This window comes from Leptospira levettii (assembly GCF_002812085.1).
GTDB lineage: Bacteria > Spirochaetota > Leptospiria > Leptospirales > Leptospiraceae > Leptospira_A > Leptospira_A levettii.
The window spans coordinates 53,681-80,033 of the sequence record NZ_NPDM01000006.1 but is presented as its reverse complement, the minus strand read 5'-3'; the positions used below and the strand labels follow the sequence as shown (position 1 = coordinate 80,033).

At 38.5% G+C, this 26,353-nt stretch carries 26 protein-coding genes; 8 read left to right on the top strand and 18 right to left on the bottom strand.

The window, feature by feature from the left end; all coding sequences use genetic code 11:
• Positions 1-11 precede the first annotated feature (11 nt).
• The gene (locus tag CH354_RS15660; protein WP_100727288.1) at positions 12-1,670 is read right to left on the bottom strand and encodes a GAF domain-containing sensor histidine kinase; all 1,659 of its coding nucleotides are present in this window, start codon (positions 1,668-1,670) and stop codon (positions 12-14) included.
• 191 nt (positions 1,671-1,861) lie between these two features.
• Between CH354_RS15660 and gap the strand changes: the two genes are divergently transcribed.
• The 7 genes from gap to CH354_RS15625 are packed head-to-tail and all read left to right on the top strand — an operon-like array spanning position 1,862 to position 7,927.
• On the top strand, positions 1,862-2,869 hold the full coding sequence (gap, locus tag CH354_RS15655; protein ID WP_100727225.1) for a type I glyceraldehyde-3-phosphate dehydrogenase: 1,008 nt from the start codon (positions 1,862-1,864) through the stop codon (positions 2,867-2,869).
• A gap of 1 nt (position 2,870) precedes the next feature.
• Positions 2,871-4,061 (top strand): phosphoglycerate kinase, encoded by a 1,191-nt coding sequence (locus tag CH354_RS15650; RefSeq protein WP_100727226.1) that lies wholly within the window; start codon positions 2,871-2,873, stop codon positions 4,059-4,061.
• 1 nt (position 4,062) lies between these two features.
• The gene (tpiA, locus tag CH354_RS15645; RefSeq protein WP_100727227.1) at positions 4,063-4,812 is read left to right on the top strand and encodes a triose-phosphate isomerase; all 750 of its coding nucleotides are present in this window, start codon (positions 4,063-4,065) and stop codon (positions 4,810-4,812) included.
• A 9-nt stretch (positions 4,813-4,821) separates the two neighbouring features.
• A complete protein-coding gene (secG, locus tag CH354_RS15640; RefSeq protein WP_100727228.1) occupies positions 4,822-5,154 on the top strand; it encodes a preprotein translocase subunit SecG in 333 nt (110 codons plus the stop codon).
• Entirely contained in the window at positions 5,114-5,782 is a 669-nt protein-coding gene (locus CH354_RS15635; RefSeq protein WP_100727229.1) for an LIC_12096 family protein, read from the top strand. The genes secG and CH354_RS15635 overlap by 41 nt, the downstream gene beginning before the upstream one ends.
• 37 nt (positions 5,783-5,819) lie before the next feature.
• A complete protein-coding gene (locus CH354_RS15630; protein WP_100727289.1) occupies positions 5,820-6,938 on the top strand; it encodes an LIC_12097 family sensor histidine kinase in 1,119 nt (372 codons plus the stop codon).
• Positions 6,935-7,927: a response regulator transcription factor gene (locus tag CH354_RS15625; RefSeq protein ID WP_100727230.1), complete on the top strand. Its 993-nt coding sequence runs from the start codon at positions 6,935-6,937 to the stop codon at positions 7,925-7,927. The genes CH354_RS15630 and CH354_RS15625 overlap by 4 nt, the downstream gene beginning before the upstream one ends.
• Before the next feature lie 6 nt (positions 7,928-7,933).
• Here the strand turns inward: CH354_RS15625 and CH354_RS15620 are convergent, their stop codons facing one another.
• The 14 genes from CH354_RS15620 to rpsF form a co-directional block, all read right to left on the bottom strand.
• Positions 7,934-9,001, bottom strand: coding sequence for a hypothetical protein (locus CH354_RS15620; protein ID WP_100727231.1), 1,068 nt, complete (start codon positions 8,999-9,001; stop codon positions 7,934-7,936).
• 3 nt (positions 9,002-9,004) lie between these two features.
• On the bottom strand, positions 9,005-10,258 hold the full coding sequence (locus CH354_RS15615) for a nicotinamide-nucleotide amidohydrolase family protein (protein WP_100727232.1): 1,254 nt from the start codon (positions 10,256-10,258) through the stop codon (positions 9,005-9,007).
• Positions 10,258-12,036, bottom strand: a complete 1,779-nt coding sequence (argS, locus tag CH354_RS15610; RefSeq protein ID WP_100727233.1) for an arginine--tRNA ligase — start codon at positions 12,034-12,036, stop codon at positions 10,258-10,260. The genes CH354_RS15615 and argS overlap by 1 nt, the downstream gene beginning before the upstream one ends.
• Before the next feature lies 1 nt (position 12,037).
• Positions 12,038-12,292, bottom strand: coding sequence for a hypothetical protein (locus CH354_RS15605; RefSeq protein WP_100727234.1), 255 nt, complete (start codon positions 12,290-12,292; stop codon positions 12,038-12,040).
• Complete coding sequence (recO, locus tag CH354_RS15600; protein ID WP_100727235.1) at positions 12,289-13,038, bottom strand: DNA repair protein RecO; 750 nt, start codon at positions 13,036-13,038, stop codon at positions 12,289-12,291. The genes CH354_RS15605 and recO overlap by 4 nt, the downstream gene beginning before the upstream one ends.
• Complete coding sequence (gene ybeY / locus CH354_RS15595) at positions 13,039-13,503, bottom strand: rRNA maturation RNase YbeY (protein WP_100727236.1); 465 nt, start codon at positions 13,501-13,503, stop codon at positions 13,039-13,041.
• Positions 13,500-15,866 carry an HD family phosphohydrolase gene (locus CH354_RS15590; protein WP_100727237.1) on the bottom strand — a complete coding sequence of 789 codons (2,367 nt, stop codon included), beginning with the start codon at positions 15,864-15,866 and terminating at the stop codon, positions 13,500-13,502. Before CH354_RS15590 ends, ybeY begins: the two co-directional genes overlap by 4 nt.
• A complete protein-coding gene (locus tag CH354_RS15585) occupies positions 15,863-16,870 on the bottom strand; it encodes a PhoH family protein (protein WP_100727238.1) in 1,008 nt (335 codons plus the stop codon). Before CH354_RS15585 ends, CH354_RS15590 begins: the two co-directional genes overlap by 4 nt.
• Position 16,871: 1 nt before the next feature.
• Entirely contained in the window at positions 16,872-18,677 is a 1,806-nt protein-coding gene (gene aspS, locus CH354_RS15580) for an aspartate--tRNA ligase (RefSeq protein ID WP_100727239.1), read from the bottom strand.
• A gap of 11 nt (positions 18,678-18,688) precedes the next feature.
• Positions 18,689-20,032, bottom strand: a complete 1,344-nt coding sequence (gene dnaB / locus CH354_RS15575) for a replicative DNA helicase (protein WP_100727240.1) — start codon at positions 20,030-20,032, stop codon at positions 18,689-18,691.
• Positions 20,033-20,053: 21 nt separating this feature from the next.
• Complete coding sequence (gene rplI, locus CH354_RS15570) at positions 20,054-20,500, bottom strand: 50S ribosomal protein L9 (RefSeq protein WP_100727241.1); 447 nt, start codon at positions 20,498-20,500, stop codon at positions 20,054-20,056.
• A 9-nt stretch (positions 20,501-20,509) separates the two neighbouring features.
• The gene (gene rpsR / locus CH354_RS15565; RefSeq protein WP_174705011.1) at positions 20,510-20,794 is read right to left on the bottom strand and encodes a 30S ribosomal protein S18; all 285 of its coding nucleotides are present in this window, start codon (positions 20,792-20,794) and stop codon (positions 20,510-20,512) included.
• Positions 20,795-20,866: 72 nt separating this feature from the next.
• Positions 20,867-21,304 carry a single-stranded DNA-binding protein gene (locus tag CH354_RS15560; protein WP_100727242.1) on the bottom strand — a complete coding sequence of 146 codons (438 nt, stop codon included), beginning with the start codon at positions 21,302-21,304 and terminating at the stop codon, positions 20,867-20,869.
• Complete coding sequence (gene rpsF / locus CH354_RS15555; protein ID WP_100727290.1) at positions 21,297-21,572, bottom strand: 30S ribosomal protein S6; 276 nt, start codon at positions 21,570-21,572, stop codon at positions 21,297-21,299. The genes CH354_RS15560 and rpsF overlap by 8 nt, the downstream gene beginning before the upstream one ends.
• Positions 21,573-21,723: 151 nt before the next feature.
• Between rpsF and CH354_RS15550 the strand changes: the two genes are divergently transcribed.
• Positions 21,724-22,446, top strand: coding sequence for a hypothetical protein (locus CH354_RS15550; RefSeq protein ID WP_100727243.1), 723 nt, complete (start codon positions 21,724-21,726; stop codon positions 22,444-22,446).
• Here CH354_RS15550 and CH354_RS15545 read toward each other — a convergent pair.
• From CH354_RS15545 to CH354_RS15535, 3 genes are read right to left on the bottom strand one after another with little or no spacing between them, the layout of a single operon-like run.
• Positions 22,401-23,543 carry a CapA family protein gene (locus tag CH354_RS15545; RefSeq protein WP_100766536.1) on the bottom strand — a complete coding sequence of 381 codons (1,143 nt, stop codon included), beginning with the start codon at positions 23,541-23,543 and terminating at the stop codon, positions 22,401-22,403. The genes CH354_RS15550 and CH354_RS15545 overlap by 46 nt on opposite strands.
• 17 nt (positions 23,544-23,560) lie before the next feature.
• On the bottom strand, positions 23,561-24,349 hold the full coding sequence (locus CH354_RS15540) for a hypothetical protein (RefSeq protein WP_100766535.1): 789 nt from the start codon (positions 24,347-24,349) through the stop codon (positions 23,561-23,563).
• Positions 24,346-26,340: a tetratricopeptide repeat protein gene (locus CH354_RS15535; RefSeq protein WP_100766534.1), complete on the bottom strand. Its 1,995-nt coding sequence runs from the start codon at positions 26,338-26,340 to the stop codon at positions 24,346-24,348. The genes CH354_RS15540 and CH354_RS15535 overlap by 4 nt, the downstream gene beginning before the upstream one ends.
• Positions 26,341-26,353 lie beyond the last annotated feature (13 nt).

The window sequence follows — 26,353 nt, the reverse complement described above, 5'->3', positions numbered from 1 at the left end:
TTTCACTGGATTTATTTTGGAATTTGGAGCGGAAGTTCGATCGTAAATTCAGTATTACCTGGAATTGACTGGAATCGAATCGAACCTTGATGGCGTTCTACAATCTTGCGACAAATATCTAAACCAAGCCCACTTCCTTCACCGAGTGCTTTTGTTGTAAAGAATGGTTCAAAAATACGGGTCTGGATGGATTCAGGTATACCTGGTCCCGAATCTTGTACACAGATTGAAACCTTATCCTCTAGATTTTTGGTTTGTATCTTGAGTGTACCAGAAAAGGACATCGCTTGTAAAGAATTGTAAATGAGATTGGTCCATAAGTGTAAAAGTTCTTCTGGATACCCTTCTATGAAAGGAATGTCTTCATATTCCTTTATTAGAATCACATTTTTCTTGAATTGATTTTGATACAAAGTGAGAACAGTTTCGATATTCTCTTTCACATTAACCTTGATTGGATTTTTGGATATTTCAAATCGAACAAAGTTTTTCAAAGCAAACGTCATTTTACTGGCACGTTCAACAGCTAATAACATAATGTGAAGTGATTGGTAAACAGTGATTTCTTCCACAAGTAAGGTGAGTATCTTCTCTACCTTGTCTTTTAAAAATAATTCCTGATACGACTCCAAAACATCCAAATCAAACCCAACATCTATCAAATGGAATGAAAAAGAATCGGGAAGCCCTCTTTGGTGTAGCCAAGATTCAATTCGTTTCCTTCGGCTCATCCGTTCTCTACCAGATATGATTTCAATTCTAGATTTTAAAACTTGGATTACTTCCTGAAATAAATTTTGACTCTTATGATCTGGCAAGAGTTCTTTTAACTCTTTTTGGAATAAGGAATATTCGGATTCAAATAAAGATTCTTTTAGATTTTCAGCTGATGCTTGTATGGCTGCAATGGGGTTATTGATTTCATGTGCTATGCCTGCTACGAGTTGCCCAAGGCTTGCCATTTTTTCAGAAAGGATGAGTTGGTTTTGAGCTTTTTTTAATGTGGAGATAGTTGACTCTAGTTCTTCGTTAGAATTTCTTAGTTTTTTTGTACGTTCTTCAACCAGTTGTTCTAAACTTTCATTTAACTCTCTTAATTCATTTTCTCTTGCAATCAATTCCTCATAAATTTGGTTTTTCCTTTGGTTACTGATTGTGAGAGCGATTTGATCACCTAATTGGCTACAAAAAATAATTTCATCATCTTGCCACTTATGTTTTTTACCAACATGTTCAAAACATAAAGTTCCAATCAGTTCTTCCCCCATTCTGATTACACCATCTAACATTGCCGTGATGCCATTTGGTTTTAAATAGGTTTCAATGAATCCTTTCGTACGTGGATCCGTATAAGGATCGTTAGCATCCACATACTTTTCCTTCACTAGGTATTGGAATTCCTCTCGGAATTCAACTTCCTTCAAAATGGCTCCTGAACTATGAAGGGCTTTACTTTGGAAGTATGTATCCACATTCAAAAGTTCATTTTTGGAATCATTAAAAAGCCAGACACCCACTCGTTCAATTCCAAGTCCTTCCGCCACTGATTTGGTGATGAACTTGGCTAAAGTTTGGATGTCGCCTGACCGGGCACTCGGATGAGAGGAGACTTGTGCCAATATGTTTTGTTGGAATCTGGCCCGATTTAGCTCTTTTTGAATCCGATCCATGCCGTTTTTAGACATCGAAAATAGCAAAAATCGTACAACGAGGATGGTGGAACCTCCCGTTAAAAATATCAATTTCTAGGCTTCTGTTTGCTCCTATGCCTTTTAAAATGAGTGACATAGACCCCGAACTCGAAATTCTGTAATTAAAAAATCGTTTTATCTCTAGATACGAGCCTTTTAGGAGAAACTCAATGGTAAAAATCGCAATTAATGGTTTTGGTCGCATCGGACGACTTGTGCTTCGTTCCGGAATCAAAGACCCCAATTTAGAATTTGTCGCAATCAACGACCTAGTCACCCCAGACAACCTTTCTTATCTTTTTAAGTACGACTCAACTCATGGTCGTTTCAATGGGGAAGTTTCTCACACAGACAACGAAATCATCATCGATGGCAAAAAAGTAAAAACTTTCTCCGAAAGAGACCCAGAAAAACTCCCATGGAAAGAACTTGGAGTGGACTTTGTCATCGAATCAACAGGTCTTTTCACAGACCGAGTGGGCGCTGAAAAACACATCAAAGCTGGTGCGAAAAAAGTAGTGATCTCTGCTCCTGCAAAAGACAAAGACATCCCTACCTTTGTGATGGGTGTAAACCATGAGAAATACGATGCAGGAAAAGACAATGTTGTATCCAACGCATCCTGTACAACAAACTGCCTTGCTCCGATCACAAAAGTGGTTCTTGACAATTTTGGAATCGTGGAAGGTTTAATGACTACCATCCACGCGATGACAGCAACCCAACCAACAGTAGACGGACCTTCTAAAAAAGACTTCCGTGGTGGTCGTGGTGCTGCTCAAAACATCATCCCTGCTTCCACAGGTGCTGCAAAAGCAGTAGGACTTTGTATCCCTGAAGTAAACGGAAAACTCACTGGTATGAGTTTTCGAGTTCCCACTCCAGACGTATCGGTTGTGGACTTAACCGTTCGCACGGAAAAACCAACAAGCCTTGCCGAAATCAAAAAGAAAATGAAGGAAGCAAGTGAAGGTTCCATGAAAGGAATCCTTGGATACACAGAAGATATGGTGGTATCAAATGACTTCCTTGGTGACATTCGTTCCTCTATCTTTGATGCAGATGCTTGTATTGAACTAAGCCCTACTTTTTTCAAACTCGTGTCTTGGTATGACAACGAAATGGGATACTCCAACCGAGTTCTCGATCTCGTACGTTACATGGCAAAAAAAGGCTAAGATGAAATTACCTCTTCTCGAAGAACAAAATCTAAAAGGAAAACGAGTCTTTGTTCGTGTGGACTTCAATGTCCCTGTGGAAAACGGAATCGCCACTGACAAAACTCGGATTGAAAAAACCCTTCCGACTTTGGAATTACTCATTTCCAAAGGAGCAAAGATCATTTTGGGAAGCCATTTAGGCCGACCCAAAGGTGGACCGGAACCAAAATATTCCATGAAACCTGTGTTTGATGTTCTTTCCACACTTGTCAAAACCAAAGTCAGTTTCTCGGAAGCGGTCATTGGTGCCCCTGTTGTGAAGTTATCAAATGAACTGGGAGAAGGAGAAATTTTACTTTTAGAAAACCTTCGTTTCCATAAGGAAGAAGAGGCAAACGATGTCGGTTTCTGTAAGGAACTGGCAAAACTCGCTGATGTCTATGTCAACGATGCGTTTGGAACGGCACATAGAGCCCACGCTTCGACAGAAGGTGTGGCTCACCTCCTCCCTGCCTTTGCGGGACTCCTCATGCGGAAAGAAATTGAAGTGCTCAGTGGGCTTCTCGCAAGACCAGAACGTCCGTTTGTGGCGATCGTAGGTGGTTCAAAAGTCAGTTCCAAATTTGCGATTTTAAAGAACCTTCTCGAAAAAGTGGACCACCTTCTCATCGGGGGTGGTATGGCTTATACCTTTCTCAAATCCAGAGCAGTTCCTGTGGGCAAATCCCTTGTGGAACCTGAATTTGAATCCCAAGCCTTCCAACTCATTGACCGTGCTGGTGTACAAGGGGTTGACCTCCAAATCCCAGTTGACCATATCATTGCTGACAATTTTGATCCGAATGCAAAAACCAAGTCTGTTGACAAAATGGGAATTTTGGACGGATGGATGGGAATGGACATCGGGGCAAAAACCATCGACAATTATGTAAAAGCCATCAAAGAAGCAAAGACCATCTTATGGAACGGACCGATGGGTGTGTTTGAAATGGATAAGTTCTCTAAAGGAACGATTGAAATTGCAAAAGCCATCAGTAAATCCAAAGCCAAAACCGTTGTGGGTGGAGGAGATTCCATCGCCGCTGTGAATAAAGCTGGTGTGGCTGATAAAATCACTCACATCTCCACTGGTGGTGGTGCTTCCCTAGAATTTTTGGAAGGACGCACACTCCCAGGTGTTCAATGTTTACTCCCAAAGGAAGACAAATAAGATGAGAAAGAAGATCATAGCCGGAAACTGGAAGATGAACCTCACTCTTGCGGAAGCGAAAACAATCGCAAGAGGACTGGTAGAAACAAGTAATGTTTCTTCGTATGAAGTGATGGTGTTCCCAAGTGCTCTTCATCTGGAATCGGTTTCTTCTATCGCAAGTGGCTCTAAACTCATCGTTGGTGCACAAAATGCGTACCAATCAGCTCTCACTGCCATGACAGGGGAAATATCTCCCGTACAACTCGCAGAACTCGGGATCAAAACTGTCCTTGTGGGCCATTCCGAAAGGAGACAATTCCTTGGAGAAACTTCCGAGTTTGACAATGCAAAGATAACCTACTTTTTAAAAGCGGGACTTCGCGTTGTTTATTGTGTGGGTGAAACTTGGGCCGAAAGAGAAAAAGGACAAACTTTCTCTGTGTTAGAAGACCAAATCAAAAAAGGTCTAAAAGACATTACGAGTGATCTCTTCGCCAATCTTGTGATCGCTTATGAACCTGTTTGGGCGATTGGAACTGGAAAAGTAGCAACTCCTGTGGAAGCAGAGGAAGCACATGCCTTCATTCGAAAAGAAATTGGCAGACTCTTTGTAGGAGCAGACCAAGTGGCAGAAAACATCCAAATTCTTTATGGTGGATCTGTAAAACCAGACAACATCAAAGAACTTCTCGCCAAACCAAACATTGACGGTGGCCTTGTGGGTGGAGCCAGTCAAAAACTAGAATCATTTTTAGGACTTTTAAAATAAGGAAATTATATGGGATTTTTTGCAGGAACCATTCTCACTCTATTTGTTCTACTTTCACTTTTCCTCATCCTTCTTGTGATGATCCAAACAGGAAAAGGTGGAAGTGCGGGAATGCTTGGCGGATCTACCGCGAGCCAATCCGTGTTTGGAGCTTCAACAGCTGACGTAATGACAAAAACAACAAGAGTAGCAGCGATTTTGTTTATTGTATTATCTCTTGCTCTTTCCTTTGTTTTTGCAAAGAAAGATGAAGTATTGGTACCAGATGTGGAACCAAGTTTGGAAACTCCGGTAGAAACTGATGGAACAACTCCCGAAGTACCGGCACCTAGCACTCCTTAGTCTTTTTTTACTGAGTGTCGATCTCTTCTCTGAGGTCGACATTGCCGAAAAAGAAAATCGATTAGACAAGGAAATCCTTAGCCTCTACCGAGACATCGCAAAGGCCAGGGAACTTCTGTCCTACGAACAACTTTCGTCTTTACCTGCCAATACCACCATCCAATTCATTGGATCTTATCCCAACCGAACAGGCATACGAATCCGTAAGTTTAAAGTTGATCCGGACCCTCAGAACAAAAATCGAATCAAACATTCAGAAGAAAAATCAATCTTACTTGAATTTAATGGTTCTGTACTCTCCAAAGTAGAAATCCAAATCACCTCTGAAGACACGGAAATCGAACAAAAAACCAGAACAAAAATCACTGATTCTACTCCTTTAGATGAATCGGTGAATGATATGGTCATCCAATTTTCAGGTCTTGATGGATCTGATAGTTTCCCTCTTTCCTCCCTCAGAAATGATTCCATCAAACAGGAAAGGAATAATTTCAAAAAAGAATTTTATATCAAATTTTTATTAGATTTCCATAGCCAACTAATTTCGATTAGTGCACTTCAAAAAACAAACGGAAACCAAAACCAAAAAAAAATGTTCAAACAATTGAACCAATCACTGGGATATTAATTTGTCAGAAAACAGAAACAATGGTGATTCTCAATCGATGGAAAACATCGAAAAAGTTGCCGAAAAAGCCCGAGAATTGGAAGCCATTTATGATGTTGTACAAGACCCGCTGGTTTTAATCGATTCTGACTTCAATATCCAAAGAGCCAATCTTGCGACCATTTTGTTTGCAAAAAACAATAAATACGACGAACTCTTAGACAAAAAATGTTACGAAGTTTTATACCAACGAACAGATGTTTGTCCATATTGCCCTAAAATTAATGTAAAATCAAAGGACAAAAATCAAACATCGTCCGCTCCCATCACAAGAGAAATTTTTTTCCGTTCTGAGGACAAAAAACAAACACTTCTTTTAGAATTTTACCCCTACCCTAAACAAGAAGATTTGTTTTGGATGGTGGAAAAAATATCGGATGTTACCAAACAAAGAGACAAAGAAGAAGAATCATTCCGAATGCGTAACCTTGCATCCTTAGGAATTTTAATATCAGGAATTGCTCACGAATTAAATAACCCTTTAACTGGAATTAGCCTTACTTTACAAAATTTAAAGGCAAATTGGCAAAACCAACCACCAGAACAAATTGAAAAAAGATTGGATATGATTAGGAACGATATCTCTCGTGCTGCCATCATTGTTTCTGATATCATCTCATTTGCAAAAACAGACAAAGTAAAGGTCACTTTAGGTGACATCGTTGAAACCATTAACCGTGCAAAAGATACTGTGATTCGGCTTTATCCCCACCTAAGTAAAAACATCAACTGGCGTATCACATGTGACCACGAATACCAATTCCCTTTCCACCCAGGGAAGATGGAAAGGTTATTTATGAATTTATTTCGTAATTCCTTACAAGCGTTTGATTACAGACCAGGTGAAATCGCAATTGAAATTCGCAAAACCAAAAATTGGCTCCACATCATCGTGGAAGATAATGCAGGAGGAATTCCTGATGCGATCATCCAAAAGATATTCGATCCATTTTTTACAAGTAATAAATCAGGAACTGGAACTGGGCTTGGACTTTCGATCTGCCATTCCATCGTCAAAGAACATGATGGAAATATCTCTGTTAAATCAGTGGAACAAAAAACAAGATTTACGATCTCTTTTCCGCTCACTAATGACATCACGGAGCCAAATTCATGAAACAATCCATTCTTATCGTTGAAGATATCCATTCAATTCGTGAAGCCATCATGGATTTATTAAGTGCAAAATTTAATGTCTTTGGTGCAGAACATTTTGAAGAAGCAGTTTGGTATTTATCAAACGAAAAAATTGACTTAACCATAACTGATATTCGATTACCTGGTAAATCAGGTATAGACCTTGTAAAACTCATCCAAAAAGAATTCCCAACTGTTCAATATGCATTGATGACTGCATACAATATCAATGAATACATAAAATATGCGAAAGACCTTCAAATTTGGAACATTATACCCAAGTATAGTTTTTTAGATATCCATCTAATTGAAGTGATGGTAGAAAAATTATTATCAAATGATATCTTTGGAATTGAAAAGTATTTTGCAAAAGATTTCCAAGTATTAGACCAAAACATTAATAGTGAATTTGAAGAAGCTCCTAACAATGGAATTGTTTATAAACAAATTAAATCAGACCAAGACAGGTCCATCCTTTGTGGCAAAATCTCGAAAAATTTAATCCAATTGGGTGCTCCCAAAGCCATCCAACAGGTGTTAGAAGAATTAACTTCCAATGCAATGATCCGTGCTCCTCGTACAAACGAAGGGGAATACAAATACCAATTTGAAATACCTAGCCATGACATGGTTGTTCCACTCGATAATATCCAACTGATGCCAGATGATTATTTTTTAATCGGTTATGGTTCTACTGATAGTACAATTTTTATCGTAGTTCGCGACCAATTCGGATCCCTGCGTAAAGAAGAAATTTTACACCGTTTGGATCGTCATATCAGCATAGATGAAACAACTGGATTTCCAAAAGGTTTAGAAGACAGCCATGGAAGAGGCCTTTATATCTGTAGGGAAATTTCAGACCAACTGATCTTTAATATCAAACCAGGTGTTTGCACAGAAACCATTGCCATGATCAACCGAGAAGGAAGAACTGGTTTTAAATCTTTATCAATTTACGAAGTGTAAATAAATTTATAACAATTGAAACTGCACTAAGTCAGTTTTCGTTTCCATATAAAAAACAGAATCTGTTTTTCCTGGGAAAAATCGAATGGGAAATTCAGAGGGTGAAATTCTTTTTTTGCGAATCAAATTCCCTTTTGGAGTATAAAACTGAAGTTCTGAATCCACAGCTGCCACAACAAAATGATCATTGGCAAAAATTGATTGGTAAACACCCACTTGTTTTGTTTTGTTTTTTTCCCAAACCAATTTCCCATCTTCATAATACTGCAATGAATCTGGAGTTTGCAAAAAAAGATTCCCTTCGTTACTTGTAGCTAAATACAATTGATGTGGGTAAAACTTTACCAACGGAAATTCTTCTACGACTTCACCTTTTTCATCTAAGTTAAGGATCCAATCTTTGTCATTTACTGAAAAATGTACAGATACAAACTTACCATCAGGAGAAATTGACAAAGACTTAAAAAAAGAATTTTCTTTCTCTTTCGATAAATCAAATCCATATTTTAAATTAGCTTTTTCATCTAACCTGTAAATTTCCCCACCAGAAAACAATACAACACAACCTTTGTTTTTAGTATCAAATTGGTAATCAGTCAGAAACCTACCATTTAACTCCTGTTTTCCGATTCTGTTTCCACTTTCATCAAGTAAAAACACCGTGTTGTTATCTCCTGATAAATACAAAACAGGAGAAGCAAAATAACCACTACGTGGGTATGAATTAATAGGTTTTTTCCAAAACAACTCACTACTATCTGAGAAAAAATTAACTTCATCTCCAATTTTTTCATATAACAGATACCCATTCCCTAAAAGAGGAAAATCGATTAAATATTTTGGATCAATCTCGGGGCGGGAACTCGTTTTAAAGGAATAAAACTGTTTGTTGTATTTATAACCATTGATTGTTTTGATTGGATCCTCGCCAAACTTCGGAGGATTGGTGCCAAATTTTCCTTCCAAATTCCATATCCAAGTCTCACGAATACTCGGAACAAATTTCAAATCCACATCCCAACTAAAATAAAACAAAAGAAAAAATCCGATGGAATAGAATATGTTTTGAAGCATAATTTATATGACCCTTTTTTTTAATGATTGGTAAATCAAAAATATTGCAGTGTTACTTGCATTTTCACGTATTGCTTCCCGATTACCAGGAAATACATACCGAAACACAGTGGTTTCTCCATTCGGTTCTTTGATCCCGATACAAACCGTACCGACTGGTTTACCTTCACTACCACCGTCTGGCCCTGCGATTCCCGTGATGGATATTCCAAAATCTGTCCCTGTTTTTAGGCAAAGACCATCCACCATCGCTTTTGCCACTTCTTCACTGACTGCACCAAATGAGTTTATTGTTTCACTGGGAATCCCAAGTAATTGGGACTTCATTTCATTCGAATATGTTAAAAAACCACCCATAAAGTAAGCACTGGAACCAGGTTGTTCTGTTAATTTTTTACCCAGTAATCCACCAGTACAACTTTCCACTACAGAGATTGTCAAATTTTCACCTAACAATCGCTCGTGTACAAAACTAAACACATCATCAGAGATGATATTTGGATATTGTGTTTCCAATCGATTGATGACCTGATCTAGCAAATTTTGATTTGTTGATTGGAAAATACATTTGATATAACCACGGTTTGCCGTAACACCCCATTCCGCTTCCTTGAAGAATTCATCTCTATTTGGTTCGATAAAATCATTTTGGAATAATGATTCACCTATGTTCCACAACCATTTTGTTTTTTGGAGTAAGTTTTCCCGAGGATAAAGTTTTTTTAGTTCAGGAACTAACCTACGTTTAAACATTTCAGTCATCTCGGAAGGAACACCTGGCATACATACCAAATAGGAATTTTCTCCAATCACTTCCACAAATCCTACTGCAATGCCTACAGAATTGTCTAAAGTCTTACATCCTTCAGGAACAAATGTTTGGCGAAACACATTGGGAAGGATATCTTTATATTCTTTTCCCCTTGATTCATAAATTTTAGTGAGTCGAAGTTTTGCTTTTTCAACTGAATAGGATGTTTTCCCTGTTAATTTTAAAACAGTTTCCAAAGTATAATCATCTTCTGTGGGACCAAGGCCACCCGTCATAATGACAAGCACTGGTTTTTCCTTTGCAAAAGTTTGTAGGGATTGTAACTCAGATAGAATCAAATTTGGATCATCAGGCAAAGTAATGAATTTTTTAACCTTCCACCCGAGTTCAAACAGTTGATTCGCAATCCATCCAGAATTGGTATCAAGACTTCGTCCTGCTGTTAATTCCGATCCAGTGGAAAGGATCACAATAAATGGTGACATCATCCTTCGACTTCTTTTGACATTTTTTCAGGTGAAGAGATACCAAGAAGTTCTAAACCTGAAGCAATCGCCAATTTCGTAACATAAATCAGAAGTAATAATTGTTCCCTTTCCTCTCCTACTTTCTCTTTGATACGGTTATCTTTATGGGAATAAAATTTAGTAAAAGCTTTACTCAGTGATTGTAGGTAGTTTGTTAGGCGATGTGGTTCCAGATGAGTTGCAGTATCGTAAACTTCTTCCTGAAAACGGGAAACCCAAAAAAGAAGCCTAATCCGTTCCTCTTGTTGGAATTGTTCATCTTTTAATTCAGAAGGAAATTTCCATTCCGATATATTCATTTGTAACTCACGGAAGATGGAACAGACTCTGGCATGTGCATATTGGATATAAAAGACAGGATTTTTATCTGATTCATCCTTCGCTAAATCCAAATCAAAATCAAGAGGAGCATCAGAACTTCTCATAAGGAAAAAATAACGACCCACATCTTTTCCATTTTTTCCTAGATAGGCCAATAAATCTCGCATTGTTTGGAATATACCCAATCGTTTACTCATCTTCACTTTTTCTTTGTTTTCGATGAGATTCACTTGTTGCGCAATGAGAACCATAAAACTCTCTTTTGTTTTTCCAAAAGATTCCACTGCCCCTTTTAAACGAGCAATGTAACCATAATGATCTGGCCCCCAAATATCAATGAGTTTAGTAAATCCTCTTTTGTATTTATCAAAATGATATGCAATGTCTGCCATAAGATAAGTAGGTCTTCCATCTTCCCTCCGTATCACGCGATCTTTATCATCACCGTAATGTGTAGATAAAAAATGGAGTTTTCCATCGATGGTGGATACGTCTTCCTTTTTCAAAAGGGTTGGAACCTTTTCCACCTCACCCGATTCGTGCAAACTTCTTTCACTGTAAAACTTATCGAATTGCACACCAAATAAATTTAAGTCTTCCTTTTGTCGACTCAGGTTATATTCAACTGCATACTTTGATAAAAACTGAATACAATCTTCCCAATTTTTATTTTGGATCCAGTCCCCTACTTGTTTTGAATGTACCAAGTCTTGAAGTAATTCATTGGCGATATCTTTTATGTATTCCCCTCTGTAACTTTCTTTGGGTAATACACGTTTTTCTATCAGTGAAAATATGGACTCGTCAGATTCTTCTTCTTGGAAGGAGATATGATCCCCCTTACTTTCAAAAATTCGAAGTAAAACGGCCACTCCTAGTAAATAAACTTGGTTCCCGTAATCATTTACATAAAACTCTCGTTTGACGGTATGACCTAAACTTAATAATAAATTTGCCAACGCATCACCATAAGCTGCTGAACGAGCAGATACAATATTCATGGGACCTGTAGGGTTAGCGGATACAAATTCCAACAAAATTGTTTCCAAAACTTCTGCTTTCGCAAAGGATACAGCAGGTGACATGACCTTTGAAACATACCCAATTAAAAACGAAGGCCGGATTCTAAAATTGATAAAACCAGGTGGAGAAAAAGAAACAAAATCAAAGAGAGAATCATTTTTGATCTCGGAAAGAACCCCTTCTGCAATGTCCTTTGGATTTAATTTTAATAGATTTTTATTTTCTAAGGCAAAAGGAGAAGAGTAATCTCCAAATTTTTCGTCCCTCGAATATTCAATTCGAATTTTAAAATCATCAAACGGGATTTCAACATTTTGTTTTTGTAAATAAGACTTAACGGCAGACTCTAATTCTGCGAGGACAATATTCTTTAATAATTGATTGGCTTTCATTTTAATATTTAATTTCCATTTTTAATTTGTCTGAATTTTCCCATAGTTCAAAACTTTTGATTTTAAATCGGGATACAAAATTGGGAATGGATTCTTCTTTTTCCCGTAGGATCGTTTGGAAGATTTCATTCTTTGGTTTTGATTTAGGGCCAAATGAATTTTGTTTTAGATTTTCAGTTTTGAGTAAAATTTGGAACAGAGCAAGGAAAACCGAAAAGGTCATCACAAGTAAGGTGGTTTTAGTTATAAAATTCATAAATCCCCTATCGTTCGATAAAACTCAAAATAAGATTTTAATTCTTTTCCAAATAGAGAACGTATAAATTGATTCAACATCATATCACCTTCTTTATATTCAAACTCTCTCGGAAAAATAGACAAAACATTTGAAAATTTCTTAGATAACATTGTATGAAATAGTTTTAAAACAGGCAAATGATCTTTGGTAATGGGATGGCAATCGGAACATAAAAATTCACGAGAATCAACTGAAAAATAGGCTTTTGATTTGGTGAGGACTTCCTCCCCACAGGTATGGCAATAAAATTCCGTAGGAAAATGGCCCATATGTGTGAGTGCCCTGATTTTAAAAAATGGTAAAATTTCCTTTCGAAAACCATTCGTATTACTTGTTTCCAAACTCCCTGAAAGTAATTGGAATAAAAAAGGATGATTTTCTCCTTCAGGATACAATTGGGAAGTAAGTTCCGTCATATACAAAACAAAAAGAGTTCCAATATAATCAGACTTTAATTCATCAAATCGTTTGATGAGATGGATTTCCTTTGTCGATTTCCAATCTTTCTCGGCTTGGTCATAAAAATCAACTTCTACTAAACAACCTATCTCCGTTGAAATGATGGCACGACGTTTGGACTTACGAATCCCTTTACTGATAAAATTCATCCGTATTTGGGATTCCCCTGCAAGACTAATCAGTCGGTCACTGTCACCAATGTCTTTACTTTGGATGATGATTCCTGTTTCTTTTCGTATTGCCATTTATGTTGCAAATACCAAATCCAAACATTCATCTTCCATTTTTCTCATTAAGACAGCATCCTCTTCATTGGTTTCATGGTCATAACCAAACAGATGCAAGATACCATGCACAAGAAGTCGATAAAATTCATCAATGACTGAATGCCCTATTTCAATTGCTTGTTTCCGGCAAGTTTCCATAGAAATCACTATTTCACCTAAAATTTGAAACGGTATTTTTAATGAATCATCATACAATGGAAACGATAAAACATCTGTTGTTTTGGGTTTTCCTCGACGTTCCCCATTGATCTCAGACATCATTTGGTCATTCACAACTAACACCGAAAGTTCCAAAGATTGTAAAAATTCAGGAGCTAAATACCTTAAAATCAGGTCACAGTTTTGGATGATTAACTCTGGATCGATTTCCTCTTGGTTTGTTTCGTCATTCCAATTTGTGAAAACCTGAAGTTTTGGATTCATGATTTTGATTTTTTAGTGTTCGCTGTTTCCAATGCCTTTGTATCCTCTGGTTTCGGATATTTAGGTCTTTGGTGTAAACTGGAAAGTAAAACTTCTTTAAAACTCGCTTTGATGATTTCTAAATCACCAATCGTTAGACCACTTTCATCCAACTGGTTTTCTGCTAATTTTGAATTGATAATTTTACGAATTAGTTCATCCAAACTTTCAGGAGATACCTCATCTAACGAACGTGATGCTGCCTCTAATGAATCGGCAATCATCACAATGGCTGTTTCCTTACTTTGTGGTTTTGGACCTGGGTATTGGAAATCTTTTTTGTTTATATTTTTACGTGCGCTACTCGAGATTTCTTGTAATGCTTTATGATAAAAGAATGCCATAGTGGATGTTCCATGGTGTTCTGGGATAAAACTGATGATCTCACGTGGAAGCCTTGCTTTTTTCGCCATTTCAATCCCATCTAACACGTGATCGATGACTGTTTTTGCGGCAAGTGCTGGATTGTTTTTATCAATGTGTTCGGGTTTTGGGATTAAATGTTGGTTTTCCACAAAAAAACCAGCATTCGGAATTTTACCGATGTCATGGAAATAAACTCCTACTCTCACAAGAAGCCTGTCCAAATTAAGATTTTGAGCTGCTCTTTCGGAAAGTGCTGCCACCATAAAGGTATGTGTATAAGTGGAAGGAGCTTTGGTGAGAAGTTGTTGTAACAATGGATGGCCTGTATCAGCCAGTTCAATCAATTTAAAACGTGTTGGGATATTAAAAATATACTCATAGAGAGGGAGTAAAAACTGAACCGCAGTGGCACTTGCAAATCCATTTACAAAACACATCACAGTGATTCGGAAGAGATTGGAGTTGCTTAAGTCCTTAAAAAATCCAGCACCACTGGAGACAAAAAACTCCCTACCATCAAACAAATAACCCGCCGTAGTCACAAGGATTTGGACAAAAGTGAGTAAAAAACCGGCTTTTAAAAAATCGATTCGTTTGAGTAACCTTCTGCCATAAATCGAACTCATCACAGCAACGGTGAACGCTAACATAAACGAAGTGGGATTGTATCTCGAAGCAAAAAAAACTGCAAAGGCTAAAAAGAATCCTATCGCTATGGAAAGTTGTTCATCGTATACAAAACCGAGTAATAAACAAAGCATTCCCACTGGGACAAACATGCCAAAATAATAAACTGCCGACAAATCACTGTCAGTTGCATAAAATACTTTGGATAATAAATAAATGGAAGCAATCACAATCCAAAGTGTAAAAAAGATGATGAGGTTACTCGAAAGATCATTCAATCGGTTTGGTCTATAACGAATCAAATAAAATCCCACAATGACTATGAGTACACATTGAGTGAGAAAAATGGAAATGATAGAAGCAAGGTTTGCCCTAGTCGCATACAAATTCATCATATCCAGTTTTAACTTCACTTCTGGTGTGATGACATCCCCTGCTCTAACAATGATTTCATTTGCTTGGATTCTACTTTTTTGAACAACAACAGCACTGGCTGCTTTTACCCTTGCATTTTCAGTCTCTTCTGGGTTATAATTACAAGCAGGATAAGAGTATACATAATACAATCCTATCCTTGACACTGCCTTTAGAAGTGAATCGGAAACGTTTGGTAATTTCTCGGAAGCTAACTTTGATAAGACGGCAGTAACTGGTCCATCTTTGTATATTTGAGAACGAGGAATGACTAAATTTCCATCAATGATGGTGGTGTGGTCTTGTGTTCCAATGTTACGAATTTTAGCACCTGCTTTGTCTAATTCCTTCGCAAATGGTAAATCCTCTTTCACAATACAATACTTAGAAAAAATCAAATTTGTATATTGTTGGATGAAGTTTTTTAATTTGTCTTTCCTTGGATAATCTAAGATCGCTTGGATTTCTTCGTTTGTACGATTACGCCATCTTGGTATCCGGTCTTTTACAACAGAAGGGTTGGATTTTCCTTCTTGGAGTAAAATACGAAGGATTTCTAAATCCTCTGATAAATTGGTATCAATCCCAGCTACTAAAACTCCAAAGTCTTTATCAAATGCAAAGGGAACATTCGATTTTGCTTTTTGTTTTTCTAAATTGGTTTTTTCGATATCTTCGTAAGAAAATTCTTTTACCGATTGGATGGTTTCTGGTGCAATTTTCCCTTCTGAAAAAAGTCCATCTGGGTCAGTATTCACTTTGGATTGCCCAAAGAAGGGTATCGAAAGCACATAAGTTACAAATAATAACGTAAGCGAAACCAAAATGATTTGGATGTTACGAACAACTGAGACAGGTCTAACTTTTGTTAAAAAGTCAGTCACACTCGTCATGGAAGAATCAAAGATCGCTTTCATTGTTTTTTGTTAAATAGGCTTTCGTTTTCTTCAAATCGTCGGACAATCGATTCCACAATCGGGTGACGGGTGATGTCTTCCCTTCCGAAAAAAATTGTCTCTATTCCATTCAAATTTCTGAGAGTGTAAACTGTTTTTTCTAGGCCTGATTTTCCATGGGCAAGGTCAATTTGTGTGGCATCACCCGATATCGCCATTTTGGAATTTTTTCCAAACCGAGTGAGGAACATTTTAAGCTGTGGTAATGTACAGTTTTGGGCTTCATCTAAAATGATAAAGGAATGGGAAAGGGTTCGACCTCGCATAAAGGCAATCGGGGCAATTTCAATTTTTCCCACTTGTAAGTATTCACTTGTTTTTTCAAAACCGATACATTCATGTAACGCATCATAGATGGGACGAAGGTAGGGATTTACTTTTTGTGTTAGGTCACCAGGTAAAAATCCTAAGTTTTCTCCTGCTTCCACTGCAGGCCTTGTGAGGATGAGCCTATCCACTTCTCCTGTTTGCATCATACGGCAAGCAGTGGCGATCGATAAAAATGTTTTCCCAGTCCCAGCAGGTCCCATGGCAATCGTGATATAGTTTTTATGAAGGCTATCCACAAAACTTTCTTGGTTTTTGGTCCTGGGAAAGATGGGTTTCCCTTTGAAGGTAACAAAAATTTTGTCTTTGGGTGTCCAAGATTCTCCTTCCTTTTGGAAGTCAGGGGAACCAGGGGTTGGCCATCCACCACTTGAGTCTTTTACCTTATTCACCAAGTAATCGATATCAAAAAAAGAATACTCTGATTTGTCTGGTCTTCGTTTGAAGTTTTCTTCTACTTTCTGGAATGTATCCAGTGCCACTTGTACATGGTCAGCGTTCCCTTGGATGATGAGAGATTTTCCCCGTGGGATGAGTTTTACATTGAGTCGACTTTCCCATAACGGGAGTTTGCTGTCACCAATCCCACATACCGTTTGGTAGAGGGATTCTTCCTGGAATGTAAAACTTTCATCCATACTAAATTGTGACTACCCTAAGTTTGAGTTCTTCTAATTGTTTTGCCTCGACTGGGCCTGGCGCTTCACTCATCATACAAGTTCCTTTTTGTGTTTTTGGAAAAGCGATGACATCACGGATCGATGTTCCACCGGTGAGTAACATCATAATCCGGTCCACTCCAAAGGCAATCCCACCGTGTGGAGGAGCACCAAAGGATAAAGCATCGAGTAAAAATCCAAACTTGGATTTGGCATCTTCTTCTCCAATCCCAATTGCCTCCAGTACGAGACTTTGGATTTCTGGGTTGTGGATACGAATTGAACCACCACCAATCTCTGTTCCATTGAGAACTAGGTCATATGCTTTCGCACCAATCGAAGAAAGGTCAACTTCTTTCCCTGCTTTCCAATCCCTTAATTTTTGAAAGTCTTCTTCTTTCGGAGAAGTAAATGGGTGGTGGAGGAAGGTCCAAGTTTTTGTGGTTTCATCCAACTCAAACATAGGAAAATCAACCACCCAATGGAAACTATAAGGGACCTTAGGTGGATCGTATTTTTCTGATAATTTCAATCGTAACGCACCAAGGGAAGCATTTACAATTTTAGACGAATCGGCTCCAAAAAATACCATATCCCCTTCTTTGGAACCAACTGCTTTGGCGATTGTCTCTAAGGCTTCCGGTGTGAATCGTTTTGTGATCGTAGATTCGAGTCCGTTAGCTCCATGTTTCATGTAAGCAAGGCCTTTGGCACGGAAGTCGCGGGATAACCATACGGTGAGGTCTTCAATTTCTTTACGTGAGATAGTCGAACCACCTGGAACACATATTGCTTTGACAACACCGCCACCTGCAATCGCACCAGTAAAAACTTGGAAGTCACATGACTTCACAAGTTCAGATACATTCACAAGTTTCATTCCAAATCGAATGTCTGGTTTATCAGAACCGTATTCTTCCATCGCCACATGGTATGGCATTGTCATAAAAGGAGCATTCACTTCTAAATGAAAAACTTTTTTTAAAGCATAAGCCCACATAGCTTCGATTTCACGACGGATGTCTTCTTCAGTGACAAAGGAAAACTCCATATCGAGTTGTGTGAATTCAGGTTGGCGATCAGCACGTAAGTCTTCATCCCGAAAACATTTTACAATTTGGAAGTATCGTTCCATTCCTCCAATCATAAGGATCTGTTTGAAAAGTTGTGGGGACTGCGGGAGAGCATAAAACTCACCAGCATTCAAACGAGATGGCACAAGAAAGTCACGTGCTCCTTCAGGAGTGGATTTATTTAAAATGGGAGTCTCAATTTCTAAAAAGGAATGTTGGTCCAGGTATTCTCGCAGAGCAAAGGTTAGTTTGTGTCGCAATACCAAACGATCTCGAAGTTCTTCCCTACGCATATCGAGGTAACGATACTTCAAACGAATTTCTTCCCCCGACGGATCAAATTCATCTAAGGTAAACGGTGGAGTTTTGGAAGTATTTAAGATTTCGATTGCTTCTGCAATGAGTTCGTATTTCCCTGTTTCCATTTTGGGATTCACAGACTCTGCATCGCGTAAGGCAAGTTTTCCTTTGACAGCAATCACATACTCGGAACGAATTTTTTCGACTTTGGAAAAATCATCTCCGAGGATTTCTTTACGTGCAACAATTTGTAAAATTCCAGAACGATCCCGAAGGTCGATAAAGATTACCCCTCCTTGGTCGCGGTAACGGAAAGCCCAACCAGAAAGGAATAATGTTTTTCCAACAGACGCATCTGAGACATTTGTGGCGCTAATTCTATTTTTGTATTCTGATGTTACCCAGTGATTCAATTGAAAACCTCTTATAATGGAACGTTATCGAAACGACTGATTTTCGGATTGAACATCAATGGAAAATCGGCCGTTGCTCCCGCTCTGTTTTTGGCGATGATGATCTCAGCCATCCCCCTTTTATTAGGGTCAAGCTCTTCGGGAGGTTTCACCATTTCTTCCCGATAAATAAAACATACAATATCCGCATCCTGCTCAATAGCACCTGACTCCCGTAAGTCGGAAAGTTGTGGCCTTTGGTCTTTGGAGCGGTTCTCAATGGAACGGTTCATCTGCGATAAGGCAATGATGGGACAACCCACTTCCCGTGCCATTTGTTTGAGTCCTCTGGAAATATTGGCAACCTCTTGTTGGCGCCCACCCATCGCAGCTTTCGGATCACTCATAAGCTGCAAGTAATCCACAATCACTAAACCCACTTCCTCTGTGGTGCGTAGTTGGCGTAACCTTGCCGAAAATTCTTGGATCGTCAAATACCCAGAGTCATCAATGTAAAGACTTGCCGAAGTGATATTCCCAATACTATCTTTTAATTGTGTCATCTGTGCCGAAGTGAGTGTTCCCGCTTTTAAGGCATAGGAATCAATCCTTGCATCGGCACTGATGAGTTTGAGAAGTAGTTCAATCCGACTCATCTCGAGAGAAAAAATAACAACCGTTTTACGTTCTTTTAATGCTGCATTGGCTGCAATGTTCAAAGCAAATGTTGTTTTCCCATTTCCTGGACGGGCCGCAAGGATCATAAGTTCGTGTGACTTAAGACCAGTCGTTGCCATATCAAGGCCCGTAAAATGGGTTTTTAAACCATTAATTCCACCCGTTCCGTTTTGGCTTGCCGCCACCACATTTTTGATATAATCAATGAGAGCGTTGGCATCGTCTTTGACTTTCCGTAAACCCTTGGATCTCTCTTGGCGAGAAATATCCATTAACGACTGCTCTACGAGACTAAAAACAGAATCGTTTTCACCCGGTTCAATTTTGACTTTATCAATGGCTTGATTCAGTGCTTCGACATACTTCCGTCTGTCGGAAACACGTTTCACACGACGCACGTAATACTCTAACGGCTGAAAGGGGACGGTATCTTTGTAGAGAGATGTGATGTATTCCAAGTCGCGAGATTCGTCTTTAAAAAGACGTTTTTCTCGCATTTGGTTTGTGACCGTGACTAGGTCAATGTTTGTCCCTTCATTAATGAGGTCCGTCACTGCTTCGAAGACTCTTCTATGGGTATCCATATAAAAGTCATCGGGATTCAGACCTAAGTCTTCCTGCCCGGCTACCCCTCGCATGAGTAGGTAACCGATTAAGTTCTTCTCAGACTCTATCTCCTGAAGGGGGTTAGAATTCATCGAAAAAGCGTTAGTGTAAGACTATGCTTGGCCGACGACTTTCACTACGATTTGAGGCACAACACCTTCAGCCAAACGAACTTTGATTTTGAACTCACCAACTGATTTAATTGGCTCGCCTAATTCAAGTTTACGTTTGTCGAGTTCTACACCAGTGTTTTTAATTGCCAGAGCAATATCATTCGCTGTTACAGAACCAAAAAGTTTGTCGTTCTCACCCACTTTCACTTTCACTTCGTAAGTTTTACCTTCAATCGAAGAAGAAAGTTCTTTCATCACTTTTACACGTTTGTCACGTTTTAATTCAGCGAGTCTTTTTTGGTGGATAGCTGCTTTCGTGTTTCCGTCGTTTGCACGAACGGCAAGTCTTCTTGGAATGAGAAAGTTACGTGCATAACCATCAGCAACTTCTTTTACATCCCCAGCATCACCAAGATTTAATACGTCTTTTTGTAATACAACTTTCATCCGTAACTCCTACAGAACTTTGAACGGTAATAAACCGATGGATCTGGATTTTCTGATTTCACGAGCAAGAGCTCTTTGGTGTTTGCCACAAGTTCCTGTGATCCTTCTTGGAATGATTTTACCACGATTGGTTACAAATCTTTCTAAGATATCAACTCGTTTGTAATCAAGACCTGCAAGTAACGCTTTGTCAGCGCAGAACTTACATACTTTCTTTTTGTATTTTGCGTTTTTACGACCGAACTTACCTTCTCCGTCTTTACCACGGAAACCACCTTTTTCGTCGTCATCCATCCCGTCCATACTGTCTCGGGAATCTATTCTTGTATCATCAATATTTGTCGTTTCACTCATTGTCATCACCTATCAAAAAGGAATGTCGTCATCACCGGCTGGATAATCATCATAACCACTACTTATGCCGGAATCATAAGAATTGGAACTGTCAGATCGGTCTCCGGATCCGCCACCTTGTCCTTGACCACCTAATAGTTGTGCGGTCTCGACATACACGCGGATCTTTGAGGCTTTTTTGCCTTCAGGAGTTTCCCATGACTGTTGTTGGAGTCTACCTTCGATTGCTACTTGTTTACCCTTGCCTGCATATTGTTTTAAAATGTCAGCAAGTCGGCCCCATGCAACGCAGTCGAAATAATGAGTTTCCTCTTTTTTTTCGCCGTTCGTCACATAAACTCTGTTATTTGCAATTGAAAAATTGACAACAGAACTCCCGTTCACCGATTTAAATTCCGGATCACGAGTCATACGACCGATGAGTAGTACTTTGTTTAGATCGTTAGCCATTTGCCCTAATTACGAGGGTTTTTAAGATGTTGGCATTGAGTTTAAATTCATGCTCAATCTTGATAACTTCTGCGGGAGATCCAGAACACTTAGTGAGTATAAAGTGACCTTGTTCGTCTTGTCCAACGGGATGCCAGAGTCTTTTAGAACCCCAATCCTCTTCGCCTTGGATCGTGAAGTTGTATTTGGAGAGAAGTTCCTTAACGGCAGACTTCGTCTCTTCTACATTCCCTTCACGAAGAATATTCGTGATTTCGTAGTTTCTCATATTTCTCCTATGGGTATACCTACATAGAAACACTTGTAGGTAGAAGAATTTGTTAGTTTCCACTAGGGTTTTGGTTATAGGGCCTTGGGTCAATGGAATTTCTTCTTGGAGCCTTGAATCCCTTCGCATTCTATGTAATTTCTGACAGTTTATGGGTGAAAAATCAAATTTTCCAGAAGTTTGGGGCCTGGGCCTAGGTCTCTTTTTAGCACTTTATGCTGGTTTTTTAAACCACATCACTCCCAAAGAACCAGCTCTCGACAACCATTCTGGATTTGAATCCACTCTGCTAGGGCTCGAGATGGCAGAAACACCAAAACAAGTGCAAGACCTCATTGGCATCCCCGATACGATCGATTTTTTCCACCTTTCCACAGAATACCGTCGGGTTCATTATTTTGACTTTGGATTTATCTTTTGTTATTTGGCGTTTCTCACCTATACAGGCCATTATGCAGGTCGTAAAGTGCGTCCCATCTTTCTCAAAATTTTTATGGGAATGATCCTACTCCTTGTGATCGCAGGATTTGCCGACCTCATCGAAAACATTCTCATACTCAATATTCTAGATGCAAAAACAGCAGAAGAGATGACCCCTTCCTTGGAGTATCTAAAACCCACATCGCAACTCAAATGGTTTTGTTTGTTTTCCTATGTGGCGATTGTGTCCGTATACTTTTGGTTATACGAAAAGGGTTGGATTTTAAGAAGTGCTGCTCTTCTATTTTTTACAGGTTTTTTCCTTCAGGTGTTTTCCATCATCCGCACCAATTTACTCGAACTCAGTTTTCCCTTTTTTGCTTTGGGAATGGTGTGCAGTTGGTTTCATTATGGTTTTAGTTTGGCTTTTAGTTCCTTTTCAAAAAAAACATAACCCCTTCCCCCTGAAATCACAAGTTCCGTCCCAAGTTGTTTACAAAGGATGGCATACTCTTTTAAGAAAGTTTCCGCTTCTCTTGGACCCAAAGGGAAAAAATAGTGATCCCCTGGAAGGTTTTGGTGTTTTCCAAACACTGGGATCACTTCCACAAACAAAAGTTTGTCGCCTTCAAAATGAGTCACAACAGAAATATTGTGTTTTAAGTATTGGTTTTTGGATCCAAAGAAAAAATTACCAAGTGAATAGACAACAATCCCCTTGGGAAAAACTTCGATCCCTTGCGGGACGTGGGGGTGGTGTCCAATGATCACCTTATAACCGGCATTAATTAAATATTTGGCAGCATTTCGTTCCGTGTCCATGGGTGTGGGGTTGTATTCCACTCCCCAATGAACGGATAATACATTCACTTGCCCAGGTTTTGTTTTTTTGATGAGTTTTTCTGCAGTCGCTACACGGAAATAGGCGGCACCTGGTGAATTTGTTCCCGAAAATAACCTAGTTTCTCCTGTATCCGAAAAGGAAAACAATCGAAATTCGGTATTCCCTTTTTTCACAAGGATGGGTTTTAGTGCATGATCAGTGTTTTTACCGGCACCTGTATGAAAGATTTTAAATTCATCTAACAGTTCTAAGGTTTCAAAAAGTCCATTTTCTCCAAAATCCATTGTATGATTGTTTCCAAGGAAAACTCCATTGATGCCTAGGGCACGAAGGACAGTGAGATCCCTTCTCTCCCCATAAAACACATAGGATTTTCTTTGGTCTGCTGTGGGTGCTTTGTGTAATATTGGTGTTTCTAAATTGATAAAGCGAAAATCAAATTGGTCAAGGTAACGAAAAAAACTCCGAAAGGGAAAAAATACATCCTCCGAACGCATGGAATCCCGAACTCCCCAATTAAACATAACATCTCCACCAAACCATAGTTTAGTGGAATTTGCAATTTGAAGTGACTCACCCGTTTCGGTCTGGAACTGGTATAAGTACTTAGTTGGCAATTCCAATGGATCTTCCAAATGTTCCGGAAAATCCGCAGAAAAAAGAAGGATCGGAAATAGAAACAGAGAAACTAAAAACCGAGGTTTCATTTCTTAAAATTCATTTCTTAAAAACGAAATACTTGTGGGGAAACTTCGGTGATGATTGATTTTTTCAATTTGATTTGGATGAGAACATTTTCCTTTTCTGTATCAAGGCTCACTACCTTTGTTGTGATTTCTTTTGGTGGATGGACTTGGGTCACACTTGTTTTTACTATGGCGATGGCTTTTAATCCTCGTTTACCACTTGTTAACTCCAATCGATCTAAATTGCCATCTTTAAAAAAATATTCGTAATCTCCATCAGCCTTGGAAAGAGCAACCCTTGTTTCATTTGGATTGAATTTTGCCTTTGGGTTTTGGATTTCATTTAAATAATTCCCAGTCAGGTATGCATAAATCACTGGAAAAGGAATTGTGTATTTTTTTCCAGAATTTGGATCCTGAATGAGGATGTCCCCCATAGGTAAGGTTTGGATTTCTTTTGTACTTGTTGGTTTGATTTGGATTTGGATTTCGTTTGCGATGAGTTCTGTAAAAACCATTCCAAAAAAACTATCCATCAATTGGATTTTGATTTGTTTAGAATCTTTGGCAAAAAAAACCTTTCCATCCAAATTTACATTTTCCTTTTTTGGTATAAAGGTTTGGATCTGCATGGAGAACTCTGATTTAAAACTTGGGAAATCAGGATTTTTGTCCAATACCTCTTTTAAAAACGTTTGAGAGGAATTGTCTTTAGCGGGTAAATATTTGCCATTTGCTTTTCCTAAAAAATTAGGATCTTCTACTTCTGCCGATTGGCAAGTGAGTGAAAGTAAAATGGAAACAATTGTTAGATAACGTGAAATCATTCTGAAATTTCCTTTTCCACTCGTTTGATTTTTGACACCAAGTCCTTGTTAGACGTCTGTTTGTCTTTTGAAAGTGAAAGTTTAAAAAATTGTACAGCATTCACTGGATCTTTTTTTGCTAAATACACATCACCTAGATGTTCATAAATCACAGGGTCTTCAAACCCTCTTTCCAAAGCCAATGAAGCTGCAAAGTTTAGATGTAATAACGCCAAATTGTAATCTTTTTTTCGGTAATAGACCCAACCCAAACTGTCTTGGTAGGCAGGATTATCTGGTTCTAATGTAACTGCCTGAGTTAATAGTTGTTTTGCTTCATCAGGGAACATATCTTTTTCAGCATACAAATAACCTAAATAATTCATGGCATTGGATGCATTTGGATTGAGGGAAATGGTTTTTTTAAGATCCGATTCGGTTTCAGGGAATTGTTTGAGTTTGTCGTAAGCAGTTGCTCTATAAAAATAAAAATTAGGATTAGTTGGATCCATTTCGATGGCTTGTGTATAATCCTTGATACTTTCTTTGTACTTTTCCAATTGGAAATAAGACAAACCTCGCAAATAATAATGAGTTGGATTTGGATTTTCAGAAATGGTCCCCGACAAAATATCCACAGAGACCTTTTCTTTCTTTAAATTACCTTGCAGATACAAATAGGCCAAACGGAATCGCATACGGAATTTTTTTTCGAGGTCCGAACTCAATACAATTGCTTCTTTCATAGAAAGGATTGCATGGTTCCATTGCCCTAACATCTCTTGGCAATTTGCAATTTTTTCCAAGTAACTCGCTTTTTCTTCTACTTGGGTGGAGTTTAGTCTTTGTTTCCCTCGTTTGAGGATTTTTTCTGCAAGCCCGTATTGCCTGTATTCATAAGCATACTGTGCGGTTTCTGCATTGATTTGTTCGTAATCAGGATCATTCAATTTATCAGCTAACTCGAGGAAAGCGACACGTGGTGACAACCTACCAGGATTTGCTTTAATAAAGTTTCGTAGTTTTTCATCTAACCCGATGGTACGACCATTCACCAATTGGTACAAAATGGGGATGATGCCGTCTTTCGGAATTTTTTTCTCTTTTTTTAAAGTATCAAAAAACTGAGGTGCTAAATCACGTGCTTCCAAAAAATAAATTTCAGCTAACATATGCGAGGCGTCTATGTCTCTCGCGTTTTTTTCTCTAATTTGTTCCAAATAAAATTTGGACATTTTAAAATCGCCTAAAACAAAATAAATTTGTGCTAACCGAAACAATACTTCCATATCATTTTTATTGACTGAGTTGTATTCGTTATAACGTTTGATGGCAATTTTTGGGTAATCTAACTTATAATTAAGTTCTCCTAAAGATTTTGCTGTGATGTATTTGTATTTGGAATGATTGTCCCTTCTTTCAATGACAAAAGAAAGAGCAGTGTAATACAATAAGGATTGATTCCACATCTTTCGTTCAAAGTATAAATTCCCAAGTAAATACAAAAAGTCAGGATCATTGGGAAAAGAAACCAGATCACGTTCCAATACTTCTGTTGCCTTCGTTAAGTCTTGTTCCCGAAGGCGAATCCTCATTTGTAAAATTACGAGTTCTTTTGTGACTTCTTTTGTGTTCTGTTTTGCAATTTCAGACCATTCCCAAGCTTTACCTGGGTAACCTAACTCCAAATAATTTTGTGCTTGGATTTCCGCAGATTGGGCACTTGGACCTTGACCTTTCTCTTTTAAACAGTTGTGGTATTTGTCTAAAAACGATACAGAGTTCTCAAACCCAAGTTTTGCCTCTGTTGTCTTTTTACGGTTGTTTGCTTGGTACCCATCAATTTGTTCGTAGATGGCCCGAGAGAGTAAGTATTCACTTGGAACTCCTGGCTCAAGGAGGGAACAATCTTTCTGTTTCGGGGTTGGATCTGCCTGGTTTGGAAAAACAGAAAGAAAACATAAGAAAACAAAGAGGAATTGGTAGTTTAGAGTTTTAATTGCTTGAAACATCAGTAGATTCCGG